The sequence below is a fragment of the Rhodopseudomonas sp. BR0G17 genome, from assembly GCF_010907025.1.
GTDB classification, from domain to species: domain Bacteria; phylum Pseudomonadota; class Alphaproteobacteria; order Rhizobiales; family Xanthobacteraceae; genus Rhodopseudomonas; species Rhodopseudomonas palustris_H.
In genome coordinates this window covers 19830-43774 of record NZ_QUML01000029.1, presented here as the reverse complement: position 1 = coordinate 43774, position 23945 = coordinate 19830, and the positions used below count along the sequence as shown (strand labels likewise).

The following is a 23945-nucleotide window of genomic DNA, read 5'->3' as shown; positions in this document are numbered from 1 at the left end:
TTCCCGAAACTGCGTCGTTGAATTGCTAGTCCGTTGCCTGGGTGAGTCAAGGAATGCGGCCGTTGAAGGGAAACCGCGCATGATCCGGCCGCCTTGGCTTGCGCCCATTGCGGCCGCGCTGACCTTGCTCGCCTGCGCGACCGTGCATGCCGAGGATACGCCACAGCCAAAGACGGACGCCGCCGCGCCGCCGGCTGCGGCCGAGCCGAGCAAGCCCGCACCAGCCGCGGACCAAGCCAAGCCTGCAGCAGAGCCCAATCAAGCCACCCCCGGCGACAAGCCGGCCGATGCCACCGACAAGGGTGGAGACTCCGGTACGCGGGAGTCGATCTGCCTGATGATCGAATCCGCCGCCAAGGCGCACGATTTGCCGCTGGAGTTTTTCGCCCGGGTGATCTGGCAGGAGAGCCGGTTTCAGCCGGATGCCGTGGGCCCGGTGACACGCAGTGGCAAGCGCGCGCAAGGTATCGCCCAGTTCATGCCCGGCACGGCCAGCGAGCGCCGGCTGCTCGATCCGTTCGATCCGGTGCAGGCGCTGCCGAAGTCGGCCGAATTCCTCAAGGAGCTGCGCGATCAGTTCGGCAATCTCGGGCTTGCAGCGGCTGCCTATAACGCCGGGCCGCGCCGGGTGCAGGAATGGCTCGCTGGGACTGGCGGTATGCCGCTGCAGACGCGGGACTACGTGTTCGCGATCACCGGCAGTTCGGTCGACGACTGGGCGAAGGCGGGACGCGCCGCAAAGCTGCCGGAGACCAAGGCAGACACCGATTGCCGAACGCTGATGGCGCTGTTGAAGCGGGCGCCGAATCCGTTCGTCGCCGAGCTCGAACAACGTGTGAAGCTCGGCGCCGATCGGCCCTGGGGTGTGCAGCTCGCCGCCGGGTTCAATCGCAACCGCGCGCTGGCGAGCTACGCGCGAGCGATGTCGCGGCTGAGCGGCGTGATCGGCGAGCGCGATCCGACATTGCTGAGCGGCCTGTTCCGCAGCCGCGGCACCCGGCCGTTCTATCAGGTACGGATTGGCGCCGACACGCGCGGCGAAGCGGACGATCTGTGCAAGCAGATCCGCCGGGCCGGGCAGGCGTGCCTGGTGCTGCGCAATCGAGGCTGACGGCCCGAGGCCCGGATCAGAATTGGGAGCGCAGGTCGCTGAGCTGCGTGCGGAGCTGCTGATTGACGCGCTCGGTCGCGCGCAGCCGGAGCGCGATGTCTAGCGGCAGCGAATCCACGTGGCGCCGCGGCGTCTCCAGGACGAGGCCGGCCGTGTTCTCGAGGCGCCAGACGATCCGGCCGAAATAGGAGATGCCCTGACGGGGGATCATCAACTCGACGGTGTCCGGCACGGCTGCAGGATTGTCGACCTCGACCTGCGCGCCGTTCCCCGAAAAGTTGCGGACGATGCAGTCGAACGTGGATGCGCGAGCCTGAAACACCAGGCGGCCGCCATAATAAACCCTCTGGCGAGCTGTGCACCTTCGATCGAACATCCCCGCCTCCTGTCGCGATGGTTGTGTTTTGCTATCACAGGTGGTGGCGATTCTCGAATTCGACTGAAGAGAAACCAATGGTTAAGGTAAACGCAGCGCCTTGACCGCAGCGCCCTGGGCAGCGCGTATGGGGCGTAACTCGCAGAGACCGCATGCCCGTTTCCTCCTCGACTTCGCCGCACTGGCACAGCCCCGGCCGTGCCTTTCTCCGCGGCCTGATTGCCGCTAGCGGCAGTGTGCTGACCCTGGTGCTGTTCGCGACCTTCATCGGCATCGGTGCGCTCGCCCATGACAGCCATTTCAGCCTCGGCTGGGTGCTGCTGAGCACGGTGCTGGTGTGGGCCGGCCCGGCACAGATCATCCTGATCTCGTCGCTTGGCTCCGGAGCGACGCCGGTGCAGGCGGCGATCGCCGTCACCGTGTCGGCGATCCGGCTGTTTCCCATGGTGGTGTCGGTGCTGCCGATGCTGAGGACCCCCACTACAAAGTTGCGGCATCTCGTGCTGCCGGCGCACTTCGTCGCGGTGACGATGTGGGTGGAGTGCTTCCGTCTGCTGCCGCAGGTGCCGCGCGAGCGGCGCGTTGCCTTCGCCAATGGTCTCGGCACCGGCCTGGTCTCGGTGTGTCTCGTTGCCAATGTGATTGGCTTTCTGCTCGCGGCGAACCTGCCGCAGTCGTTCGGCGCTGCGATCCTGCTGCTGACGCCGCTGGCGTTTCTGCTATCGACCGCGCGCAACTGCCGCGAACTCGCCGACGTCGTCGCGCTGCTGCTCGGGCTGGCGCTGTTTCCGCTGGTCGCGCTGCTTCATACCGGCGTCGACGTGCTGATCAGCGGCGTCTCGGCCGGGACGATCGCCTACGGCGTTCACTGGATGCGGCGACGGAGGCGGGCGTGAGCGACTTCATCGGCAATTGGCAGGCGCTGATGGTGCTGGTGCTCGCCGGCGTGCTGCCGAACGAGGCTTGGCGGATGCTCGGGCTGTGGCTCGGCGGTGGCATCGACGAAGGCTCGGAGCTTTTGATCTGGGTTCGCGCGGTCGCCACCGCGATCCTGGCGGGTGTGATTGCCCAGATCCTGTTCCTGCCGCCGGGCGCATTGGCGAGCGTGTCGCCGATGCTGCGCTATGGTGCGGTGGCGGCGGGCCTTGCGGTGTTTCTGGCCGCGCGCCGCTCGATCTTCGCCGGCGTGGTGGCGGGCGAGGCGGTGCTGCTGATCGGCCAACTTTGGTGGCGGTGAAACCTGTGCGGTTTCGCGCTACACCGGGCTGTCAGTGAGAAGGCGCATGATGATGGACAGAGGTGAGATCCGCGAAGGCGAGGTCGTGGTCGAGGCACCGCCGCCGACCGATGCCGGTCTGGTGTTCATCGGCCGCATTCACACGCCCTGGACGTCGCGCGGCGAGACGCCGCGGCAGGGCAGTCACGACGGGCCGGTGTGCCGGCTTGAGATCTTCGAGCCGTGGATTCAGGCGCTCCAGGGGCTCGACAAGTTCGCCCATGCGCAGGTGGTGTATTGGCTGCATCTGTCGCGGCGCGATCTGGTGATCCAGCGTGGCCACGGTATCGACGGACCGCGCGGCACCTTTGCGCTGCGCTCGCCGCTGCGACCGAACCCAATCGGGATTTCGTCGGTGGCGGTGGTCGGGATCGAGGGCGCGACCGTGTTGGTGCGCGGCCTCGATTGCCTCGACGGCACGCCGCTGATCGACTTGAAGCCGGATCGCTGCGTGCACTCGATGGTGAAGTAGCCGTCTCAGCTCTGTGACAGCGCCGCCTTCAGTTGCGCGGCATGTTGTTCGAGCACCGCGGGCTCTTCCTTGCGCGAGGCCGGCGGCAGCAGCGGCACGCCTTCGTGGCGCGGCATCACGTGCATGTGCAGATGATAGACCACCTGGCCGGCGGCCGGTTCGCTGAACTGCTGCACCACGATGCCGTCGGCTTTGAACGCCTTCATCGCCGCGTGTGCGATCTTATGCGCGCCGCGCGCCACATGGGCGAAATCCTCGGGCGTGATGTCGAGGATGTTACGCGCCGGTGCTTTCGGGATCACCAGCGTGTGGCCGGTCGAACGCGGCATGATGTCGAGGAAGGCGAAGACGTGATCGTCTTCATAGATTTTGTGACACGGGATTTCGCCGCGCAGGATCTTGGCGAAAATGTTCTCGGGATCGTAAGCGGTCATGGTTGCTCCGGGCTTGGCGGCGCGATTGTCGTCACCGTGCATAGGCGGGTCAAGCCGGATCGGCGATGTTACCTTTTTTAAAAGGACCGGCTTCGGTCAGCTCGCGGCCCATCTCGTCAACATACATTCGTTCGCGCTTGAGATAATCGGCGATCGCGCGGCGCAGCGCCGGGTCTCTGATGAAGTGTGCCGAGTAGGTGGTCTGCGGCAGATAGCCACGTGCGATCTTGTGCTCGCCCTGTGCGCCGGCTTCGACCACCTTGAGGCCGCGCGTGATCGCAAAGTCGATCGCCTGATAGTAGCACACCTCGAAATGCAGAAATGGATGATGTTCGATCGCGCCCCAATGCCGGCCGAACAGCGTGTCGCCGCCGATGAAGTTGATCGCGCCGGCGATCCAGCGGCCGTTACGCTTCGCCATCACCAGCAGCACGTCCTCGCTCATGCTCTGGCCGATCAGGGAATAGAATTCCCTGTTGAGGTAGGGCCGTCCCCATTTGCGCGAGCCGGTCTCGATGTAGAACTCGAAGAACGCGTCCCATGCGTCCTCAGTGATATCCGCGCCGGTGAGGTGATGGATGGTGATGCCATTCGCCACCGCGTCGCGCCGCTCGCGCTTGATGCCTTTGCGATGGCGCGAGTTTAGCGTCGCGAGGAAGTCGTCGAAGCTGGCGTAGCCGGCATTTTGCCAGTGAAACTGCTGATCGGTGCGTTGCAGGAAACCGCGCTCCGCGAGGAAACGCCACTCGCTCTCGCGTGCGAAGGTGACATGCACCGACGAGGCCTTGCTGAGATCGCACAGCGCCATCAGACCGTTCACCAGAGCGCCGCCGACACGCGCCGGATCGACGCTATCGCGGACCAACAGGCGCGGCCCGGTTGCAGGGGTGAACGGCACCGAGACTTGAAGCTTGGGATAGTAGCTACCGCCGGCGCGCTCATACGCGTCGGCCCAGCCGCGGTCGAACACGTATTCGCCCTGCGAATGCGATTTCAGATAGCACGGCACGAGCCCGACGATGCGGCCGTCCTCGCGGGCGATCAGGTGCCGCGGCCCCCAGCCGGTGCGGGCACTTGCCGACCGAGACTGTTCGAGCGCGGCGAAGAATGCGTGGCTGAGAAACGGATTGTAGGCGGCTGTCGCAGCGGCGCAGGCGCTGCCGACTGCGCCGGCTTCATCCGGATGAGGGACGATCGTCCCGGAGCGCGCGCAGGCATCCCAATCGGCGGCGGAGATCGCATCCACCGATGACACCGCTTCCAGCGTGATGTCGGATGTTGTCGTCAAACCGCCGAACCGGTGGAAAGAGCGCTGCTGACTGTCATTCCGCAGAGATTGGGCATTTGCCGCGCTTCGTTCAAGGCCGGTTGCGGTCACGATTACGGAACAAAGCCCTCGAAGATCATTTGGTCGGCGTAGCGGGCGGCGCGGGCGCGCTGTTCGGGGGTACGCACCGTCCAGCTCAGCAGTGCGCAGCCGAACAAATTGCGCGCGATCCACGGCGCCGGGGCAGGGAGGTCGTCGACCCGGTAGGCGACGAAATGCGGCTGGGTTCTGAGACCGTGCTTCAACGCCACCATCGGGTCGCGCTGCGCCTCGTTAAGCTTGGCCCAATAGGCGTCGTCATAGCTGCGCTCTGCGGTGATGCCACGCGGCAGCTTCGGCGCAAGCTGGCGCAGCGCCAGCACCTGGTCGGGGTCGAAGGACATCGCCGCGACCGGCCCCTTGTAGCTGTCCAGCACCTGGAGCAGCCGGCGGGCGAGCTTGCGGTCGCCGTCGAAGTGGCTTTTCAGTTCGATCACCAGCGCCGCGCGGCCGGCGACGAGGTCGCACAGCTCGCCGACCGACATCATCCGCTCGGGCGTATCCTTGAACGGCGCCTGGCGGAGCTGTGCGGCCGTCATGCCGAGCAGGGCCCCGTCACCGTCGGTGAGCCTGCCGAGATTGTCGTCATGGTGGACCATCGCTTCGCCGTCGGCGGTGAGCTGGATGTCCACTTCGATGCTGAAATTGCCGGCGATCGCTGCGTTGATCGCGCCGGGCATATTTTCGACGATGCCGCGGGCGCGGTCGTGCAGGCCGCGATGCGCGACCGGTCGGGCGGTCAGCCAGTCGGGCGCGCGCATCGCTCTGTCTCCTGCAGGTTACGCGACTTCGAACAGGCCTTCGACCTCGACCGCGGCATTGGCCGGCAGCGAGGCGACGCCGACGGTGGTACGGGCGTGGCGGCCCTTGTCACCGAACACGGCGACCATCAGGTCGGATGCGCCGTTCATCACCTTCGGCCCGTCGACGAAGTCCGGCGTCGAGTTGATGAAACCGCCCAGCCGCACCACACGCACCACCTTGTCGAGATCGCCCAGCGCCGCCTTGAGCTGCGCCAGCAGGTTGATCGCGCAAGCGCGCGCTGCGGCGTTGCCCTGTTCGATCGAGACGTCGGCGCCGAGCTTGCCCTGGGCGACCAGCTTGCCTGCGCCGTCGAAGCAAACCTGCCCGGATACCACCAGCAGATTGCCGGTGCGGACGAAGCCCACATAGTTGGCGACCGGGCTCGCCGGCTCGTGCAACACGATCCCCTGCGCGGTCAGTTTCTGCTCGATCACCCCGGTCATGCCGATCCCCATTGCTCGTCGCGTCTCCCGGCGCTCCGTTCGGCCGGGCGGTCTTGTTTGGCCGATTGCGCAGGCTGTGGCAAGCAAGCCGCTGCAACTCGCAAAGCCCGCTCCGCGTGCAACCGTGTCGGCCGGCAGGTTCCGATCAAATTGGGTTTGAACCAAATTGCTCCGTGATTTCACCGCAATCCGGTGGTCCACGAATCCCGGCCGTTGCGGCGACTCCGGCCGCTGCTTATTTTAATCCGACCGTTATCAGGGAGACGACATGCCCGTGTCACGACAGACGACGCGACCGAGCCGGGGACTGCTGGCAATCGTGGCGGCCTTCGCCATGTCGAGCGGATCGGCCGCCATCGCCGGCCCCGCGATCAACTTCCTGCCGCACCAGGCGCTGTACGACCTCAGCCTGGTGAAGACGCGCAACAACGCCTCGATCAGCACGGTGCGCGGCCGCATCCTGTACAATTTCTCCGGCAACGCCTGCGAAGGCTACACCTCCGATTTCCGTCAGGTCTCGGAGATCCAGAGCGGCGAGGGCAAGAACACGCTCAGCGATCTGCGTTCGTCGAGCTGGGAGGATGCCGCCGGCAAGAGCTATCGGTTCAAGATCGGCACCCGGATGGACGACTCCAAGGAGAGCGATGTCGACGGCATGGCCGAGCGCACCGGCGATCATATCACGGTGAAGCTGAAGCAGCCGGTGCAGAAGACGTTCGAACTCGACGGCTCGACCGTGTTCCCGACCGAGCAGATCGAACGCATCATCGAAGCCGCGCGCGCCGGCAAGTCGCTGCTGAACCTGTCTGTGTATGATGGCTCGGACAACGGCGAGAAGGTGTACAACACGCTGACGGTGATCGGGCAGCCGATCAAGGGTAGCGGCGCGGTGGTGTCGCCTGATCCGTCCACCAACGACGATGCGATGAAGGCGCTGACGCGCTGGCCGGTGACGGTGAGCTACTACGATCGCGACGCCAAGTCCGCCACCGGCGAACAGACGCCGGTCTATGCGATGTCGTTTGAACTCTACGAGAACGGCGTGTCACGTTCGCTGGTGCTCGACTACAACGACTTCGTCCTCGCCGGCGCGATGGGCAAGCTCGAGGTCAAATCCGACAAGCCGTGTAAGTAAGGCCCTCGCGATCCGTTATTGCGAGCAGTATCGCGACGAAGCAGTCGATCTGTGAGTGCGTAACGCTACAGGATTGCTTCGCTGCGCTCGCAATGACACGCCACTTCGGGCTGATCGCCGTCATCCCTGCGGCTTCTGCGCCCGATCGAACGCGATACCGCGGATCACCGCGGCGTCGCCGAATTTCTTGCGCAGGTCGTCGATCGCGCGTTCGGCGTGGGCGGAGCGGCGGTCGAGCATGTCGTCCTCCGCCGGGCCGGTCTGTTCGGTCAGCGCGCTGACGCCGGTGCCGATCAGCCGGAATGCGGTGCCGTCGACTTCCTTGATCAGCATCTCACGCGACACCGAAAAGATCCGGTTGGCCATCTGGGTCGGCGCATGGATGGTCTGTGCGCGGGTGCGCTGGCGGAAGTCGGCGGTCTTCAGTTTCAAAGTAATGGTCGAGCCGGAGAGGGCGGCGCTCTTCAGCCGCGACGACACCTTCTCCGACAGCCGCCACAGGATCTTCTCCAGCGTCGCAAGGTCGCGAATGTCGTCCTCGAAGGTGGTCTCGTTGGAAATCGATTTGGCGCCGCGATCAGGCACCACCTTGCGGTCGTCGATGCCGCGCGCCAGCCGCCACAGTCGCCGGCCTTCGTCGCCGAACTGCCGCATCAGCTCGATCTCATCGGCGCGCTGCAGATCAGCGATGGTGCGGAAACCGCGGCTCGCCAGCCGCGACGCGGTGGCCGGCCCGACGCCGAAGATGAAGCCGACCGGCCGCGGCGCCAGCATCTCGCGGGCTTCGTCCTGATCGAGCGCGGCGAAGCCACGCGGCTTGTCGAGATCGGACGCGATCTTGGCGAGGAACTTGTTGCACGACAGCCCGACCGAGACGGTGACGCCGATGTCACGCTCGACCTCGCGGGCGAATTTCGCCAGCACCTTGGCCGGGATCATGCCGTGCATCCGCTCGGTGCCGGCCAGGTCGAGGAACGCCTCGTCGATCGACAGCGGCTCGACCAGCGGCGTCAGCGCCCGCATCGCCTGTCGCACCTCGCGGCCGACCCGGACATACTTCGCCATGTCGGGCCGCACCACCGTCGCCGAGGGGCACAGCGCCAGCGCCTTGAACATCGGCATCGCCGAGCGCACCCCAAAGGTACGGGCGATGTAGCAGGCCGCCGAGACCACCCCGCGCTTGCCGCCGCCGACGATCACCGGTTTGTCGGCAAGCTCCGGATTGTCGCGCTTCTCCACCGTCGCGTAGAAGGCGTCACAGTCGATATGAGCGAGCGACAGAGTTCCCAGCGACCGGTGCCGCAGCAGGCGCGGTGACCCACAGGCCGTGCAGCGCCGCGCCTCGGCGCGCTGGTCGGCGAGACAATCCCGGCAGAAGCCGGGCGCAGTCCGTGCGCCTGGGTCGTCGCCGCTCACGGCGTGTCACGCTCCCACGGCTTGTCCTCCAGCACCTGCAGGGCTGCAGCGACGTTGGTGGGGTGAAGCTGGACCGAGTCGGCGAAGGCTTTTGCGGTGGCGTCGTCGCGCAGCACGAAGTTGAGCACGCTGATAAGGAACTGCGGATCGGCGGCGGAACTGCGCAGGGTCTCCGGGCCGATCCCGGTCTCAGCGAGAAACAGGCCGAGCCGCTCGGGTTCTCCCGCGATGAAGGAGAGCGCCTGAATCGCCACGATTTCAGCCGCTTGGCGAGGATCTTGAAGCCGCTTTCGCATCGGTTGTGTTTGCCTTTCCGTAACTTCTCGTCTCTATTTTATTCAATCATGCCCGAGTCTTGCGGCTTGTCGAACGATCGCGGGCCGCCGGCCCGGGCATTTTAGTGCGAGTAGTGGAGGGGCGGGATGGCGAAAACCGTCCTGATCGTCGAAGACAACGAGCTCAATATGAAGCTCTTTCGCGACTTGCTGGAGGCCCATGGCTACCAGACGGCGGGAACGAGCAACGGTTATGAAGCGCTCGACCTGGTTCGCAAGCTGCGCCCCGATCTGATCCTGATGGACATCCAGCTGCCGCAGGTGTCCGGGCTCGAAGTCACGCGCTGGATCAAGGACGATGCCGAACTCCGTCACATTCCGGTGGTAGCCGTCACTGCATTCGCGATGAAGGGCGACGAGGAGCGAATCCGCGAAGGCGGCTGCGAAGCCTATTTGTCGAAGCCGATCTCGGTCGGCAAGTTCATCGAGACGGTCCGGCGGTTCATCGGCTAGGAGTGGTATCGTGTCAGCGCGTATCTTGGTGGTCGACGACATTCCGGCGAACGTCAAGCTGCTCGAAGACCGGTTGTCGGCCGAGTATTTCGACGTCATCACCGCATCGAACGGCATTCAGGCGCTGGAGATCTGCCAGCGCGCCGAATGCGACATCGTGCTGCTCGACGTGATGATGCCGGACATGGACGGCTTCGAAGTGTGTCGCCGGCTAAAGTCGAATCCCAAGACGCATTTCATCCCGGTGGTGATGGTGACGGCGCTCGACAGTCCGGCCGATCGCGTGCGCGGCCTTGAGGCTGGCGCCGATGATTTCCTCACCAAGCCGGTGTCGGATGTCGTGCTGATCGCGCGGGTGCGGTCGCTGACCCGGCTCAAGATGATGACCGACGAGCTGCGGATGCGGGCGATCACGTCGCTCGAAATCGGCATGCAGGCGCCGGAGCGTGAAGCCGTCGCCGATCAGGGCAAGGGCGGCCGCATTCTGCTGGTCGACGACCGGCCGTCGTCCTACGAGCGGCTGGCGCCGCTGCTCAGTGCCGAGCACGACGTCGACGTCGAGACCAATCCTTCCGAAGCGCTGTTCCACGCCGCCGACGGCAATTACGACCTGCTGATCGTGTCGCTTGGGCTGGAGAATTTCGACGGGCTGCGGCTGTGCAGCCAGGCGCGCTCGCTGGAGCGTACCCGGCATGTGCCAATTCTCGCGATCGCCGATGCCGAGAACAACGCGCGGCTGCTGCGCGGTCTCGAGATCGGCGTGAACGACTATCTGCTGAGGCCGGTCGACAAGAACGAATTGATGGCGCGAGCCCGGACCCAGATCCGGCGCCGCCGCTACACCGATCATCTGCGCGACAACGTGCAGCATTCGATCGAGATGGCGATCACTGACGGGCTCACCGGGCTGCACAATCGGCGCTACATGGAGAGCCATCTGGCGACGCTCGCCGAGCAGGCGGGCGCGCGCGGCAAGCCGCTGGCGCTGATGATCCTCGACATCGACTTCTTCAAGTCGATCAACGACAGCTATGGCCACGATGCCGGCGACGACGTGCTGCGCGAGTTCGCGCTGCGGATCAAGAAGTCGATCCGCGGCATCGATCTCGCCTGCCGCTACGGCGGCGAGGAGTTCGTGATCGTGATGCCGGAAACCGATCTGCACGTCGCCCAGATGGTGGCCGAGCGGCTGCGCCGCGCCATCGCCGGCGAGCCGTTCGCGATCGAGAAGGGCGCGCGCCGGATCGAGGTCACGATTTCGATCGGGCTGTCGACGCTGGAGCGCAAGGGCGAACCGATCCCCGACCTGCTGAAACGCGCTGACACCGCGCTGTACCGGGCCAAGCACGACGGCCGCAATCGGGTGGTCGCCGCGGCGGCGTAAGCCAAAGTACCCGCACGACGTCACGTTTCTGGACAGCTGTCATCCCCGCGGATGCGGGGATCCAGTATGCCGCAGCTCAACAGTTGATCTTTGCGCTCTGGGATACTTGATCGCCCGCCTGCGCGGGCGATGACGTCTCCTGGCTGCGCGAAGGCTGCCGATCATCATCGAAAATAGAAACGGGGCCCGAAGGCCCCGCGGAAGGAATGCCGTCAGTAGGCCGAAGCGGCTTACTTGATCTTGGCTTCCTTGAACTCGACGTGCTTGCGCGCGACCGGGTCGTACTTCTTCTTGACCATCTTGTCGGTCATGGTGCGCGAGTTTTTCTTCGTCACGTAATAGAACCCGGTGTCGGCCGTCGACACGAGCTTGATCTTGATGGTGACCGCCTTGGCCATGATCTCAAACCTCGAATTTGGGAATAAACAGGCGAGGTCGAACGTCAGGACCCGCGTTTGGCCGGCAAACTAGCCACGGCTGCCCGAAAGTCAAGGTTCTCTGCAGGGATAGGCGACCGGGATCGACGAAATCGCTTCTAAGCCCTGAAATTCGCACCCAAAGCGGCCAAAAGCCGGGCAAATCCGACAAGACAGCGTTCCGCGCATCCCAGATCTTCCTGCGGCCGCCCTCGATTTCGGAGCGCTGCGACCCATCTTCGGAACCTCGACCCCGATTCTGTCACGAAAGGCCCCAGATGAGCGTCAGTGAGCCGGCCCTGCGCATTGCGGAGAATCCTCAACCCGAACCTCCGCCGAAGCCGGGATCCGGCGGGGCAGCGCTGCCGGGTCCGGCAATGAGCGCGGGGCTGACGCTGGCGATGGCCGCTGCCGCGGGCATCAGCGTCTCCAACATCTATTACAACCAGCCGATGCTGGGGGTGATCGAGCGCGACCTCGGCAACCCCGCGCTCACCGGGATGATTCCGACCGCCACCCAGCTCGGCTATGCGGTCGGGCTGTTCCTGCTGGTGCCGCTCGGCGACCTGACCGACCGGCGGCGGCTGATCACCGGGCAGTTCGTGCTTCTGGCGGTCGCGGCCGCGCTGGTGGCGTTGGCGCCGTCAGCCTGGCTGATCATCGCCGCGTCGCTGGCGCTCGGCGCCTGTGCGTCGGTGGCGCAGCAGGTTGTGCCGTTTGCCGCGGCGCTGGCGCCGCCGGAGCGCCGCGGCAAGACCATCGGCCTGGTGATGGCCGGGCTGCTGTGCGGCATCCTGCTCAGCCGGACGGTGGCAGGATTTGTCGCCGGTCACCTCGGCTGGCGGGAGATGTTCTGGCTGGCGGTGCCGGCGGCGCTCGGTACTGCGGCGCTGATGGCGTGGCTGCTGCCGCGCCATCACGGTCACCTCGACATCAGCTACGGCGCCGCACTGAAGTCGCTGGCCTCGCTGTGGCGTCAGCAGCCGGATCTGCGGCGAGGGACCGCGGTGCAGGCGGCGCTGTTCGCGTCCTTCAGCGTGTTCTGGACGGTGCTGGCGCTGCATCTGCAGGAGCCGAAGTTCGGGCTTGGAGCCGAGGCCGCGGGCCTGTTCGGCCTCGTCGGCGTCGTCGGGGTATTCGCGGCGCCGATCTCCGGCCGGATTGCGGATAGAAGCGGGCCGGGCCCGGTGATCGCGATCGGGGCGGCGCTGGTGTTGGTGGCGTGGATGTTGTTCGGGCTGTGGGGCAGCATCGCCGGACTGCTGATCGGCGTGGTGGTGCTGGATTTCGGCCTGCAGGGCGCGCTGATTTCCAACCAGCACATCGTCTACGCGCTGGTGCCGGAGGCACGAAACCGGCTCAACACCGTGTTCATGACGGGGATGTTCATCGGCGGATCGATCGGCTCGGCCGGCGCCGCCTTCGCCTGGGCGCATGGCGGCTGGACGGTGGTGAGCCTCTATGGCGGCGCGCTGGCGGCGATCGCCTTGCTGCTGGAACTAACGGCACGGTGGTCGCGCCGTTAGTTCGAGTGTGCTGGTGAGATGCAGGCCGGGCGCTCAGCCGCCCGGCAGCATGTCCTTCTGCATCTTGCCGCCGTAGAAGTGGAAGAATGGCAGCGCGGCGTCGTGGCGCAGCGGACCGGTGGCAAGCCGGCGGTCGAGTTCGCCGAGCACGTTCTTGGTCATCGGATGCAGATCGGCGAGCGGCTTGGAGCCGAGCTCGACCCACACCAGCTCGACCAGCTCGGCATCCGCATGCACCACGCCCTCGACGCGGTGTGCGATTGCCGAAGCATCGGCGGTGAAGAAGCGGGTGTCGAACCGCTTGATGCGGCCGGGCGGAGTGATCGCGCGCGCGACCAGGAACAGGCCGGACGGATCGGGCAGCAGGCCGGCTTCGGCGAACGGCTGCCACGGACCGTCGAGCTTCGCCTTGGTGTCGGTCTTGCAGCCGAGGCACAGCCCGGTCTCTTCGCAGGCCTCGCGGATCGCCGCGATCGCCAGCGCGCGGGCGCGGGACGGCGTGGTCTTCGGGCTGCCTTTCAGCAGATTGGCTTCGAGCTCCGGCGGGATCGGCGCTGCGACCGGGACCCGGACGTCGCTCTTGTCGACGCGGCCGCCGGGAAACACGAACTTGCCGGGCATGAACACGACGTTGTCGTGGCGCTTGCCGACCAGCACCTTCGGCGTCGAGCCGCTGCGGTCCACCAGGATCAGCGTCGCGGCGTCCTTGGGTCGGAAATAGGGGTGGTGGCTGGCTTCCTGGTGATCCTGCTCGACCTTCGGCTCGGTCTGTGTCGCGGATTCGGTCATATCGCTCCCGTTGTCGTTTCTTGTTGGTGTTGTTGTTCGTCGTTGTGCCGCCGCGTGGGAATCGCGCCGTCAGTGGTCCGGGTTGGTCTCGTCGAAGCCGTGCATCCGGAATGCCCATTGCAAACCGACCACGGCGCCTTTGACCGGCTGCAGCAATAGCAGCGAAGCCAGCAGGGTGAAAGGCAGGTAGATCGCCAGCTGCAATTCCACCGGCGGCGCGTAATGCGTCTCGATCGACAGCGCGATCGGCACCACGATGTGGCCGACGATGACGATTACAAGATAAGCGGGAAGGTCGTCGGCACGGTGGCCGGTGAAGTCCTGGCCGCACTGAGTGCAGCTGTCAGCGGTCTTGAGGAACGCGCGAAACATCCGGCCTTCGCCGCAGTTCGGGCAGCGGCCGCGGAAGCCGCGCCACATCGCCTGCCAGACGTTGCGCTGCTGCGACGGGGCGGATTGCGGAGGCCAGACGATCGGCTCGCGGGTCAGCGTGCTCATCAGCGTTTTCCTCTCCCGGACTTGGTTTTTTGTTTCGGCTTGGCGGCTTTTCGCGCCTTCACCCGTCCGGGCTTGGCGCGCGCCGTCTTGCCGCTCTCGGTTTTCAGCTTGGCCTTGCTCTTCCCCTTGGTCTTGCGTGCAGTCTTGCGGTGCGTGAATTCGACGCTGGCGTTGCTCACCAGTTCGAACCGCAGCGCGCCGGCCACCGGTGCAGCTTCCACCAGCTTGACGTCGACCACATCCCCCAGCCGGTGCATGGCCCCGCTGCGCGAGCCGATGAGCGCGTGGCGGGTTTCGTCGTAGTTGTAATACTCGTCGCCGAGCGAGCGGATCGGGATCAGCCCGTCAGCGCCGGTGTCGCTCAGCTTGACGAACAGGCCGGCCTTGGTGACGCCGGAGACGCGGCCCTGGAACGTGGCGCCGATCCGGTCGGCGAGATGATGCGCGATCAGCCGGTCGACCGTCTCGCGCTCGGCCTTCATCGCGCGCCGCTCGGTGAGCGAAATTTGCGCGGCGACTTCCGCCAGCGTCTCGGTGGTTTCGCTCGGCGGCAGCGCGCCGTCGCCGAGATCGAGCGCGCGGATCAGTGCGCGGTGCACCACGAGGTCGGCGTAGCGGCGGATCGGCGAGGTGAAGTGTGCGTAGCGCCGCAGATTGAGGCCGAAGTGACCGTAGTTCTCGGCCGCATATTCGGCTTGCGCCTGCGACCGCAGCACCACCTCGTTGACCAGCGGCTCGGAATCCTCGCCTTTGACCATCGCCAGGATGCGGTTGAATTGCGCCGGCCGCAGCGCGCCTTGCTTGGCGAACGACAGATCGAGCGTCTTCAGGAAGTCGACGAGGTTGTGGACCTTCTCGACGCTGGGCTCATCGTGAACCCGGTAGATCAGCGGCAGCGCCTTCTTCTCCAGCATTTCGGCGGCCGCGACGTTGGCGAGGATCATGAACTCTTCGATCAGCCGGTGCGCATCGAGCCGCTCCGGCACGATGACGCGGTCGACAGTACCGTCCGGCTTCAGGATGATCTTGCGCTCGGGCAGATCGAGGTCGAGCGGATCGCGCTCGTCGCGGCCGCGCTTCACCACCGCGTAGGCTTGGTACAGCGGCTTCAGGATGGTTTCGAGCAGCGGACCGGTGATGTCGTCGGGCTTGCCGTCGATCGCGGCCTGGGCCTGTGCGTAGCTCAGCTTTGCCGCCGAGCGCATCAGCACGCGGTGGAACGAATGCGAGCGCTTGCGCCCCTGCGCGTCGATCACCATGCGGACGGCGAGGGCACCGCGGGGCTCGCCCGGCTTGAGCGAACACAGATCGTTGGAGATCCGCTCCGGCAGCATCGGCACGACGCGGTCGGGAAAGTACACCGAATTGCCACGGCGCAGCGCGTCGCGGTCGAGGGCCGAGCTGGGGCGCACGTAGTAAGCGACGTCGGCGATGGCGACATGCAGGATGACGCCGCCTTTATTGTTCGGATCCGGATCAGGCGCGGCGTGGACGGCGTCGTCGTGATCCTTGGCGTCCGGCGGATCGATCGTCACCAGCGGCAGATCGCGCCAGTCTTCGCGGCCTTTCAGCGTCGCCGGCTCTGCGGCTTCGGACTCGCGGATCGCGGAGGTGGAGAATTCCTGCGGGATATCGTGGGTGTGGATCGCGATCAGGCTGATCGCTTTTTCGCTGGCCAGCGAGCCGAGCCGCTCCTTGACGCGGCCTGAGGCGAGGCCATAGCCGCGGGTGCGGATCAGGTCGACGCTGACGAGATCGCCATCCTGCGCGCCGCCGGCATCGTGCGCCGCGATGTTGAGTTCGCGGCCGGCCTGCTTCTTGTCGACCGGCACCATCCGGCCGCCACCCTGCGGCAGCGCGCGGAAGATACCGAGGATACGGGCCTTGCCGCGCTCGAGGACACGAATGACACGGCCGACATAAGCGGGGCCGGCCTCGCCCGGATCGGCGGTCTCGACATGCAACAGCGCGCGATCACCAACGCCCGCTGCGGTGCCGGGCTTGATCCGGCGCGGCGTGTGGATGCGGATCTTCGGCGCGTCGCCGTCCTGCTCGTCCCATTCGGACGGGGTAGCGATCAGTTCGCCGTCGGCGTCGCGCGAGACGATATCGGCGAGCAGGGTCGGCGGCAGCGTGGCGGGCTCCGACACCTTGCGGCGTCCGCTCTTGCGGATGCTGCCGCCGTCGGCGAGCTCGCGCAGCATGCGCTTCAGCTCGGCGCGATCGGCATTCTTCAGGCCGTATTCGCGCGCGATCTCCCGGGTCCCGACCTTGCCGGGGTGGGCACGGATGAAGGCGAGGAGAGTGGCCTTGTCCGGAAACTTCGCGTCGCGCGGCTTGCTCACATCTATCCGTTCTTGGCGGCGCTACCCTTGGCCGCGTCTTTAGGCTTGGCGGCCTTCTTCGCTGCTGTCTTTGCGGCGACAGGCGCGCGCGCCTTGCTGGCGGCGGCGCCTTCAGCTTTCGGCTTGGCCTTCTTGGCAGCCGCCTTTTTCGCGGGCTTGGCTTCACCATCGGCATCGGCCTTTTTAGCAGCGGCTTTCTTGGCCGGCGCCTTCTTGGCCTTGCCGCCGCCCTTGGCGGCGCGCTCGTCGAGCAGCGCGATCGCTTCGGGCAGGGTGATGGTGTCTTCGGTCTTGTCGGACGGGATCGTCGCGTTGACGCCGCCGGCGGTGACGTAAGCACCGTAACGCCCCTTCTTCACCGCGACGGCACCGAGGCTCGGATGATCGCCGAGCGCCTTGCCGGGATCGGAGCCGAACCGCCGCTTGCTTGGGCCCTTGGCGATCTTCTCGGCGATCAGCGTCACTGCGCGATTGAGGCCGATGGTGTGCACGTCGTCACCGGCCTCGAGGCTGGCGTAGGTCTTTTCGTGCTGCACATAGGGCCCGAACCGACCGATGCCGGCCTTGATCGGCTGGCCGGTCTCCGGGTGCTTGCCGACTTCGCGTGGCAACGCGAGCAGCTTCAGTGCCATTTCAAGATCGACGTCGGACGGCGAGGTGCCCTTCGGGATGCCGGCCCGCTTCGGCTTTTCGCCCTCGGCGTAGTCCTTGGCCTCACCGAGCTGGATATAAGGCCCGAACCGGCCGGACTTCACCGCGACCTCGAGGCCGCTGTCGGGATCGGTGCCGAGCACGCGATCGGCATCGCCGGCGCTGTCGGAAGCGAGGGGCCGGGTGTAGCGGCATTCCGGATAGTTCGAGCAGCCGACGAAGGCGCCGAACTTGCCGGCCTTCAGATTGAGCTTGCCGGTGCCGCAGCTCGGGCACTGCCGCGGATCGCCGCCGTCCTCGCGCGCCGGATAGATGTGCGGGCCGAGCATCTCGTCGAGCACGTCGAGCACCTGGGCGACGCGCAGGTCCTTGATCTCGTCGACCGCCCCGATGAAGTCGCGCCAGAAGTCGCTCAGCACCTGTTTCCAGGACACTTCATTATTGGAGATGCGGTCGAGGTCTTCTTCGAGCCCGGCGGTGAAGTCGTATTCGACGTAGCGGGTGAAGAAGCTCTCCAGGAATGCGACCACGACGCGGCCCTTGTCCTCGCCGTGCAGCCGCTTCTTCTCCAGCCGGACGTAGCCGCGATCCTTCAGTACCTGCAGAATGGAGGCATAGGTCGAGGGCCGGCCGATGCCGAGCTCTTCCATCCGCTTCACCAGCGAGGCTTCGGAAAACCGCGGCGGCGGTTCGGTGAAATGCTGCGTAACGGCGAGGGCCTCGCGCTTCAGCGCCTCGTTCTCGCTCATCGCGGGGAGGCGGCGGGAATCCTCGTCCTCGGAGTCGTCGTCGCGGCCTTCCTGGTAGGCGGCGAGGAAGCCATCGAACTTCACCACTTGGCCGGTGGCGCGCAGCTCCAGCGAGCGCGAGCCGGCTTTCGCCTCGATATCGACGGTGGTGCGCTCCAGTTCGGCGGATTCCATCTGGCTGGCGACGGTGCGGATCCAAATCAGCTCGTACAGCCGGGCCTGGTCGGAATCGAGGTTGCGGCTGACGTCGGACGGTCGACGCGACAGGTCGGTCGGGCGGATCGCTTCGTGAGCTTCTTGTGCGTTCTTGGCCTTGGCGGTGTATTGGCGCGGCGCTTCCGGCACATAGGCGCTGCCGAAATCCTCGGCGATCACCTTGCGGGCCTGGGTGATGGCGGACGGATCGATCTGCACACCGTCGGTACGCATATAAGTAATGAGTCCGACGGTCTCGCCGCCGATATCGACACCTTCGTAAAGCCGCTGCGCCACCCGCATGGTGTGGGCCGGCGCGAATCCGAGCTTGCGGCTGGCTTCCTGCTGCAGCGTCGAGGTGGTGAACGGCGCGTAGGGGTTGCGGCGCGCCGGCTTGGCTTCGACGGTGGCGACCCGGAAATTCGCCGCCTCGATTGCCTTCTTGAAGTCTTCGGCCTCGGCACCGGTGCCGATGTCGAGCCGCTGGATCTTCCTGCCGTCGGCGCCGACCAGGCGAGCCTCGAAGGTCTCGCCGCGCGGCGTCGCAAGGGTGGCGATCAGCGACCAGTACTCGCGGGGAACGAACTTCTCGATTTCCGTCTCGCGGTCGCACACCAGGCGCAGCGCCACAGACTGCACGCGGCCGGCGGACCGCGCGCCGGGCAGCTTGCGCCAAAGCACGGGGGAGAGGGTAAAGCCGACCAGATAGTCGAGCGCCCGGCGCGCCATATAGGCGTCAACCAGCGCACCGTCGATCTGGCGCGGGTGCTTCATCGCGTCGGTGACCGACTGCTTGGTGATGGCGTTGAACACGACGCGCTCGACCTGTTGGTCCTTCAGCGCACGCTTCTGCTTCATCACCTCCAGCACATGCCAGGAGATCGCCTCACCCTCGCGATCAGGGTCGGTGGCGAGGATCAGCTTGTCCGCACTCTTCAGAGCTTTGGCGATGTCGTTGAGCCGGCTCGCGGCTTTCGGGTCGACTTCCCAGATCATTTGGAAGTCGGCGTCCGGGTCGACCGATCCGTTCTTCGCCGGCAAGTCGCGCACGTGCCCGAACGAGGCCAGAACCTCGTAGGACGAGCCGAGATATTTGTTGATCGTCTTGGCCTTCGCGGGCGACTCGACAATGACGAGGTTCATCGCATTCCAAGCATCAGATGAAGAGAAAAAGGCCGGTCTGCGAGACTCGCGCCGGCCGGATTGCCCGGAACATGGGTGGTGACAAGGGCGCTGTCAAATCGCCGCTCGGGCAGGACGCCACATATTGCGACTACCTGAGCCTGAAGTTCACAAAACATAAACCTAGAGATGTACAACCTATGCGTGTATATCGCTCTTCATCCATCCAATTTGGAGTGGATCGATTCCGCCAGGAATGGTGCCCCAATGTCACCGCCGTCCGACAGCAAGAAGAGCTCCCGTTACAGCCGTCCTGGCGACGGCGGCCCCGTGGAAGCAGCCCAATACCTGTCGGAAGCGACAGGTCAACTGATTCAGGTTGCCCAGGCGCATCGCCTCGACACTCCCTGTTACCTGCTCGACATGGCGCGGATGGAGGCCAGGGAGATCGTTCGCCGGCGGCGCAATTCCAGCGCCGAATGAACGAGTTCCCCGATCCTGCTGATCAAGCGGGGGTCTTCAGTCTGGTCTCATATTTTAGGTGAGGTTCTGTGGGGGCCGTTTGGCAGTACAGCGTCGGCCGATGCCGACGCTGTCACGAGGCGGTTGCAGTTTACGTCTAATTAACCGAACCAGTTCACGATTCGAACGTCGGAGCGGGCCGGATGTACGTTCGCTCCTGGACAATGGCTCGAGGCTCGCTGCTTCGGGCCGTTGGCTTTTTTGGAAGGCGTTTCTCTCAGCTCAGCGCTGCATCAGGACGTCGTGTAGCGCGCGGACGTGGGCGGACTTGCCCAGGAACGACTCGTTCTCTTCCAGGATCAGAATTTGGGTGTCCCGCAGCCGGGCGAGCTGAGCTGGACCGAGGTCCCGGTCGAGCGTACGGAACGGGACGCCGCCCTCCCGCTCGAGCTTCAGATAGAAGTAGGAGTCGAGCCGGGCCATGCAGGCGTCGCGGATCAGCACCTCGGCGGTCATCCGAATGAAAGATCCGCCGACGATGGCAGCGTTCGCGTCGCGGCCAGGGAAAGTACTGCAGTCGATCTGCGAGCGGTAGCGCACGTGGGGGGTGCGGATCGGCGGCGGATCGAGCAACTGGTTTTGGAAGCCGATCAGGTCGATGTCTCGTTCGGTAGCCTGGTCGTCGATCGTCATCGAATAGGTCAGCGGCGCTGCGACGGTACGGCCGGCGACCTGGTTCAGCCGGTCCAGGATCGCAACGCTGGCGATCGCAAGCCCAAGATCATTCCAATGCGCGCCGTTGCGGGGAAACAGCGGCATGGCCTGGGCGTGCCGCTGCGCATAGACCAGTGCGGCGGCGTCGAAGACCTCGATGCCAGCCTGCCGAAGCAGGTCGACGTAACGCGGCCGCAGTTCGTTGCGGGCCGCTTCCGTGCTCGGGCAGGGGCGGGTGCCGGTGAACGCTTCCGGCATGTAGCCGAGCTTCGACGGGGTGACGACGAACAGGAAGACGCCGCCGCGCGAGCGGTAGAAATCCTGAATGTCCTTTAGCAGCGGGATCCTGTCGTGGGCGCGTTCGTCGGCCATGCCGACGGTCCGCTGACAGTAGTCGTCGAGGTAGAAGGTCTCGAGCAGCTGCCGGTCCTTGCCGCGCACCAGCCCCTGTGCGGTCAGCTCGTCGAACAGGGAGGCGCGAAGCTGGTTGTAGCTGCGGATCAACAGTGGCCGCAGCGGATTGGCCTCCGCGACCCGCAGCGCCAGCGCCTTCTGCAATGTGCCGTCGCTGACTGCCTTCCACGACCAGTCAAGCGGGGCTTGGGCGGTGACACCCCCGAGCCTCTTGCCGATAATGGCGAGCAGGCGCGGGTTCATCGGAGCGGCGATCAGATTCCACGCCGTCACAATCGGTAGCGCGAGCAGCACGGTGAAGATCAGTGCCCAGACGGTTCGCGCGATGTGCTTGTTCATCGCCATCGCTTCAGAACCGGAAATAGATGAACGGTTTGAACGGCACCGCGAGCGCCCGTGCGATCCCCACCACAGCCAGCGCGATGATCGCGGCCTGCGCCAGCCAGCGCACGGCCCATAGCGAATAATACGCGGCCTGCAGATGGCGATAGCCGGGCAGGCCCGGCGTGAACGATACGATCAGACCGGCGGCCGCTACCCACGGCACCTCCGGCGCCAGCGTGATCGGCGCCGTTTGATCGTAGGCGCCAGCCAGCGCTGCGAAGAACGGGCCGAGATGCGACAGCGAGGGGGAGCGGAAGATCGACCAGCCGATCATCACCAGCAGGAAGGTTGTCAGTGTCGCCAGCACCGGGCCGACCCGCTGCATCGCACGGCTCAGGAAGATGCGATCGAGCGTCAGAAACAGCCCGTTCCAGGCACCCCAAAGCACGAAATTCCAGCTCGCGCCGTGCCACAGCCCCGACAGCAGAAAGCAGATCCACAGATTGACGTAGGTCCGGAGTGCGCCATGGCGATTGCCGCCGAGCGGCACGTAGAGATAGTCGCGGATCCAGGTGGTCAGCGAGATGTGCCAGCGCCGCCAGAATTCAGTGATCGATTGGGCGATGTAGGGCGCCTTGAAGTTCTCGCGCAGCGACAGGCCGAACATCCGCGACAGCCCGATCGCCATGTCCGAATAGCCGGCGAAATCGAAGAAGATCTGCAGCGTGAAGGCGAGCAGGCCGAGCCAGGCGATTGGCGCCGACAGCGTCGTCGGATCGGCGCCGAAGATCTGATCGGCGCAGCCGCCCATCGGTTCGGCGAGAAGCTGTTTCTTGGCGAGCCCCATGCAGAACCGCACTAGCCCGTCGCGCGCATCGCGCCAGCGTGGTGACGGCGGCGAGGCGATCTGCGCGGCCATCTCGTGATATTTCAGGATCGGGCCGGCGAGCAGCTTGGGGAAGTACAGCACGAACAGGCAGTAGTCGGCGAAACGCCGCGCCGGCGGCGACACGCAGCGATAGGTATCCACCAGATAGGTGATCTTCTCGAACACCACGAAAGAGACACCGATCGGCAGCGCGATACCGAGCAGCTGAATTCGCCAGCCGAATGCCGGCTGCAGCACCGCGTCCAGATTTGCGACCAGGAAGTCGGTGTATTTGTAGAACACCAGGACGGCGAGATTGCCGGCGACGCCGAGCGTCAGCAGCAGCCGGCGTTCGCGCTCCGAGCCGGAGCGATGCAGCCGCGCCGTCAATGCGTAGTCGATCAGCGCCGACACCAGCAGCACCGGGACGAACATCGGCTCGCCCCAGCTATAAAACAGCAGGCTGGCGACGAGCAGGACCCATTTGCGTGCGATCTTGTTGGTGACCGCCAGATACAGCGCGTAGAACGCCGGAAAGACCGTCAGAAAGAGCGGTTCGTAGAACAGCATTGGCAAGTGCATCCGGACGGGCGCGGTGCAGCCAGATGCCAAACCGCGCACCGCAACGTCAAGCCGTCAGGCCTTAAGCGCGGCAGCGGCTCAGCTCAGCGACACCAGTGAGCCGCCGTGCCGTTCGAGGCGGCCGGCGAGTTCGAGTTCGAGCAGGACGGTGCGCACCACCGCCGGTGGGATGCCGCTCAATCGGATCAGGTCGTCGATCCCAACCGGGCTCGGACCGAGCAGCGACAGGATGCGGGTACGGTCTCCGGCGTCGGGCTCGCCGGTGGGCGGAGCGTGCTCCGGCTCGCGGCCGGGCGTCTCCAGCGGCCGCTCCAGGATTGATGCGACGGCCGCGACGATGTCGGTGGCCGAGGTGATCAGTGTCGCGCCTTGCTTGATCAGGTCGTTGGTGCCGGCAGCGCGCGGATCGAGCGGCGAGCCGGGCACGGCGAACACCTCGCGGCCTTGATCTGCGGCACGCCGCGCGGTGATCAGCGAGCCGGAGCGATACGCCGCCTCGATTACCGCGACGCCGACGGCCGCGCCGGAAATCAGCCGGTTGCGGCGGGGAAAATCCTTGCCGCGCGGGACGTGGCCGAGCGGCATCTCCGAGATCGCCGCGCCGCGAGCTTGGATGATGTCTAGCAGCAGATCCTCGTGCTCGGCCGGATAGATCTTATCGTGGCCGCCGGCGAGGACCGCGACAGTGCCGCTGGCCAGGCTCGCGCGATGCGCCGCCTGGTCGATGCCGCGGGCGAGGCCGGAGATCACCACGAAGCCGCTCGCGCCGAGATCGGCGGCAAGCTGGCCGGCGAATTTCAGGCCGGCGCCGGAGGCATTGCGAGAGCCGACGATCGCGATCATCGGCCGGACCATCACGGCGAGCGCATCGGGCAGGGCGTGGACGCCGAGCAGCGGCGGCGCATCGTCGATCGTCGCCAGCCTCGGCGGGTAGCCGGTCTCGCCCGGTGCCACCAGCTCGACGCCGATGCGGCGGCCGCTCTCGATCTCGCGCCGCGCTTCGTCCTCGGATGGGATGCGTCCGGCCCGCGCCGCACCACCCCGCCGCGCCAGCTCCGGTAACCGCTCCAGCGCCACACGCGCCGAGCCGAAATGATTGATCAGCGAGCGGAAGGTGCGAGGGCCGACATTGTCGGCGCGGATCAGCCGCAGCCAGTCGATCCGCTGCGCCTCAGTGAGAACGGTTTGCTGATTGGAAATCGGTTCGCCCCCCCACACACACCAAGAACGAGCGATGCGCAACTTATGCGTGTGAAAGACGTCGATCAAGACGTTGTCAAAGCAG

24 protein-coding genes are annotated in these 23945 nt (G+C 65.7%); 9 read left to right on the top strand and 15 right to left on the bottom strand.

Annotated elements, in window-relative coordinates:
* The first annotated feature begins 79 nt into the window (after window positions 1-79).
* Window positions 80-1111, top strand: coding sequence for a lytic transglycosylase domain-containing protein (locus DY467_RS19635; RefSeq protein WP_164638409.1), 1032 nt, complete (start codon window positions 80-82; stop codon window positions 1109-1111).
* Between the two features lie 16 nt (window positions 1112-1127).
* On the opposite strand, the gene DY467_RS19630 is transcribed toward DY467_RS19635, so the two are convergent.
* The gene (locus DY467_RS19630; protein ID WP_164638406.1) at window positions 1128-1487 is read right to left on the bottom strand and encodes a PilZ domain-containing protein; all 360 of its coding nucleotides are present in this window, start codon (window positions 1485-1487) and stop codon (window positions 1128-1130) included.
* Between the two features lie 152 nt (window positions 1488-1639).
* Between DY467_RS19630 and DY467_RS19625 the strand changes: the two genes are divergently transcribed.
* The 3 genes from DY467_RS19625 to tsaA are packed head-to-tail and all read left to right on the top strand — an operon-like array spanning window position 1640 to window position 3235.
* Window positions 1640-2383 carry an AzlC family ABC transporter permease gene (locus DY467_RS19625; RefSeq protein ID WP_107344996.1) on the top strand — a complete coding sequence of 248 codons (744 nt, stop codon included), beginning with the start codon at window positions 1640-1642 and terminating at the stop codon, window positions 2381-2383.
* Window positions 2380-2724 (top strand): AzlD domain-containing protein, encoded by a 345-nt coding sequence (locus tag DY467_RS19620; protein ID WP_107344995.1) that lies wholly within the window; start codon window positions 2380-2382, stop codon window positions 2722-2724. Before DY467_RS19625 ends, DY467_RS19620 begins: the two co-directional genes overlap by 4 nt.
* Before the next feature lie 49 nt (window positions 2725-2773).
* Complete coding sequence (gene tsaA, locus DY467_RS19615; RefSeq protein WP_107344994.1) at window positions 2774-3235, top strand: tRNA (N6-threonylcarbamoyladenosine(37)-N6)-methyltransferase TrmO; 462 nt, start codon at window positions 2774-2776, stop codon at window positions 3233-3235.
* Between the two features lie 5 nt (window positions 3236-3240).
* Here tsaA and DY467_RS19610 read toward each other — a convergent pair whose 3' ends face one another.
* The 4 genes from DY467_RS19610 to DY467_RS19595 form a co-directional block, all read right to left on the bottom strand.
* Entirely contained in the window at window positions 3241-3669 is a 429-nt protein-coding gene (locus DY467_RS19610; RefSeq protein ID WP_107357544.1) for an HIT family protein, read from the bottom strand.
* A 49-nt stretch (window positions 3670-3718) separates the two neighbouring features.
* Window positions 3719-4957, bottom strand: coding sequence for a GNAT family N-acetyltransferase (locus DY467_RS19605; RefSeq protein WP_164638404.1), 1239 nt, complete (start codon window positions 4955-4957; stop codon window positions 3719-3721).
* Window positions 4958-5049: 92 nt separating this feature from the next.
* Window positions 5050-5796, bottom strand: coding sequence for a glycerophosphodiester phosphodiesterase (locus DY467_RS19600; protein ID WP_164638402.1), 747 nt, complete (start codon window positions 5794-5796; stop codon window positions 5050-5052).
* An 18-nt stretch (window positions 5797-5814) separates the two neighbouring features.
* A complete protein-coding gene (locus DY467_RS19595) occupies window positions 5815-6282 on the bottom strand; it encodes a RidA family protein (protein ID WP_042441160.1) in 468 nt (155 codons plus the stop codon).
* 268 nt (window positions 6283-6550) lie between these two features.
* Between DY467_RS19595 and DY467_RS19590 the strand changes: the two genes are divergently transcribed.
* Window positions 6551-7417 (top strand): cell envelope integrity EipB family protein, encoded by an 867-nt coding sequence (locus DY467_RS19590; protein WP_164638400.1) that lies wholly within the window; start codon window positions 6551-6553, stop codon window positions 7415-7417.
* A 120-nt stretch (window positions 7418-7537) separates the two neighbouring features.
* Here the strand turns inward: DY467_RS19590 and DY467_RS19585 are convergent, their stop codons facing one another.
* Window positions 7538-8833 carry a DNA polymerase IV gene (locus DY467_RS19585; protein ID WP_164638399.1) on the bottom strand — a complete coding sequence of 432 codons (1296 nt, stop codon included), beginning with the start codon at window positions 8831-8833 and terminating at the stop codon, window positions 7538-7540.
* Window positions 8830-9129 carry a DUF3572 domain-containing protein gene (locus DY467_RS19580; RefSeq protein WP_107344989.1) on the bottom strand — a complete coding sequence of 100 codons (300 nt, stop codon included), beginning with the start codon at window positions 9127-9129 and terminating at the stop codon, window positions 8830-8832. Before DY467_RS19580 ends, DY467_RS19585 begins: the two co-directional genes overlap by 4 nt.
* A gap of 126 nt (window positions 9130-9255) precedes the next feature.
* Here DY467_RS19580 and DY467_RS19575 point away from each other — a divergent pair, with 126 nt between their 5' ends.
* Window positions 9256-9621 carry a response regulator gene (locus DY467_RS19575; RefSeq protein WP_011158678.1) on the top strand — a complete coding sequence of 122 codons (366 nt, stop codon included), beginning with the start codon at window positions 9256-9258 and terminating at the stop codon, window positions 9619-9621.
* Between the two features lie 10 nt (window positions 9622-9631).
* Window positions 9632-11005: a PleD family two-component system response regulator gene (locus tag DY467_RS19570; RefSeq protein ID WP_107356057.1), complete on the top strand. Its 1374-nt coding sequence runs from the start codon at window positions 9632-9634 to the stop codon at window positions 11003-11005.
* A 230-nt stretch (window positions 11006-11235) separates the two neighbouring features.
* Here DY467_RS19570 and rpmG read toward each other — a convergent pair whose 3' ends face one another.
* Window positions 11236-11403 (bottom strand): 50S ribosomal protein L33, encoded by a 168-nt coding sequence (rpmG, locus tag DY467_RS19565; protein WP_011158674.1) that lies wholly within the window; start codon window positions 11401-11403, stop codon window positions 11236-11238.
* 395 nt (window positions 11404-11798) lie between these two features.
* Here rpmG and DY467_RS19560 point away from each other — a divergent pair, with 395 nt between their 5' ends.
* Window positions 11799-12947, top strand: coding sequence for an MFS transporter (locus DY467_RS19560; protein WP_164638397.1), 1149 nt, complete (start codon window positions 11799-11801; stop codon window positions 12945-12947).
* A gap of 33 nt (window positions 12948-12980) precedes the next feature.
* Here the strand turns inward: DY467_RS19560 and DY467_RS19555 are convergent, their stop codons facing one another.
* The 4 genes from DY467_RS19555 to topA form a co-directional block, all read right to left on the bottom strand.
* The gene (locus tag DY467_RS19555; protein WP_164638395.1) at window positions 12981-13736 is read right to left on the bottom strand and encodes an NUDIX hydrolase; all 756 of its coding nucleotides are present in this window, start codon (window positions 13734-13736) and stop codon (window positions 12981-12983) included.
* Window positions 13737-13805: 69 nt separating this feature from the next.
* Window positions 13806-14234 carry a DUF983 domain-containing protein gene (locus DY467_RS19550; protein ID WP_107344983.1) on the bottom strand — a complete coding sequence of 143 codons (429 nt, stop codon included), beginning with the start codon at window positions 14232-14234 and terminating at the stop codon, window positions 13806-13808.
* The gene (gene rnr, locus DY467_RS19545) at window positions 14234-16579 is read right to left on the bottom strand and encodes a ribonuclease R (protein ID WP_164638393.1); all 2346 of its coding nucleotides are present in this window, start codon (window positions 16577-16579) and stop codon (window positions 14234-14236) included. The genes DY467_RS19550 and rnr overlap by 1 nt, the downstream gene beginning before the upstream one ends.
* Window positions 16580-16581: 2 nt before the next feature.
* Complete coding sequence (gene topA, locus DY467_RS19540; protein WP_164638391.1) at window positions 16582-19317, bottom strand: type I DNA topoisomerase; 2736 nt, start codon at window positions 19315-19317, stop codon at window positions 16582-16584.
* A gap of 246 nt (window positions 19318-19563) precedes the next feature.
* Here topA and DY467_RS19535 point away from each other — a divergent pair, with 246 nt between their 5' ends.
* Window positions 19564-19779 (top strand): hypothetical protein, encoded by a 216-nt coding sequence (locus DY467_RS19535; protein WP_164638389.1) that lies wholly within the window; start codon window positions 19564-19566, stop codon window positions 19777-19779.
* 261 nt (window positions 19780-20040) lie between these two features.
* Here the strand turns inward: DY467_RS19535 and DY467_RS19530 are convergent, their stop codons facing one another.
* The 3 genes from DY467_RS19530 to dprA form a co-directional block, all read right to left on the bottom strand.
* Window positions 20041-21231 (bottom strand): alginate O-acetyltransferase AlgX-related protein, encoded by a 1191-nt coding sequence (locus DY467_RS19530; protein WP_164638386.1) that lies wholly within the window; start codon window positions 21229-21231, stop codon window positions 20041-20043.
* A gap of 4 nt (window positions 21232-21235) precedes the next feature.
* The gene (locus DY467_RS19525) at window positions 21236-22648 is read right to left on the bottom strand and encodes an MBOAT family O-acyltransferase (protein WP_164638385.1); all 1413 of its coding nucleotides are present in this window, start codon (window positions 22646-22648) and stop codon (window positions 21236-21238) included.
* A gap of 90 nt (window positions 22649-22738) precedes the next feature.
* Window positions 22739-23878, bottom strand: a complete 1140-nt coding sequence (gene dprA / locus DY467_RS19520) for a DNA-processing protein DprA (RefSeq protein WP_349627665.1) — start codon at window positions 23876-23878, stop codon at window positions 22739-22741.
* Window positions 23879-23945: the final 67 nt, after the last annotated feature.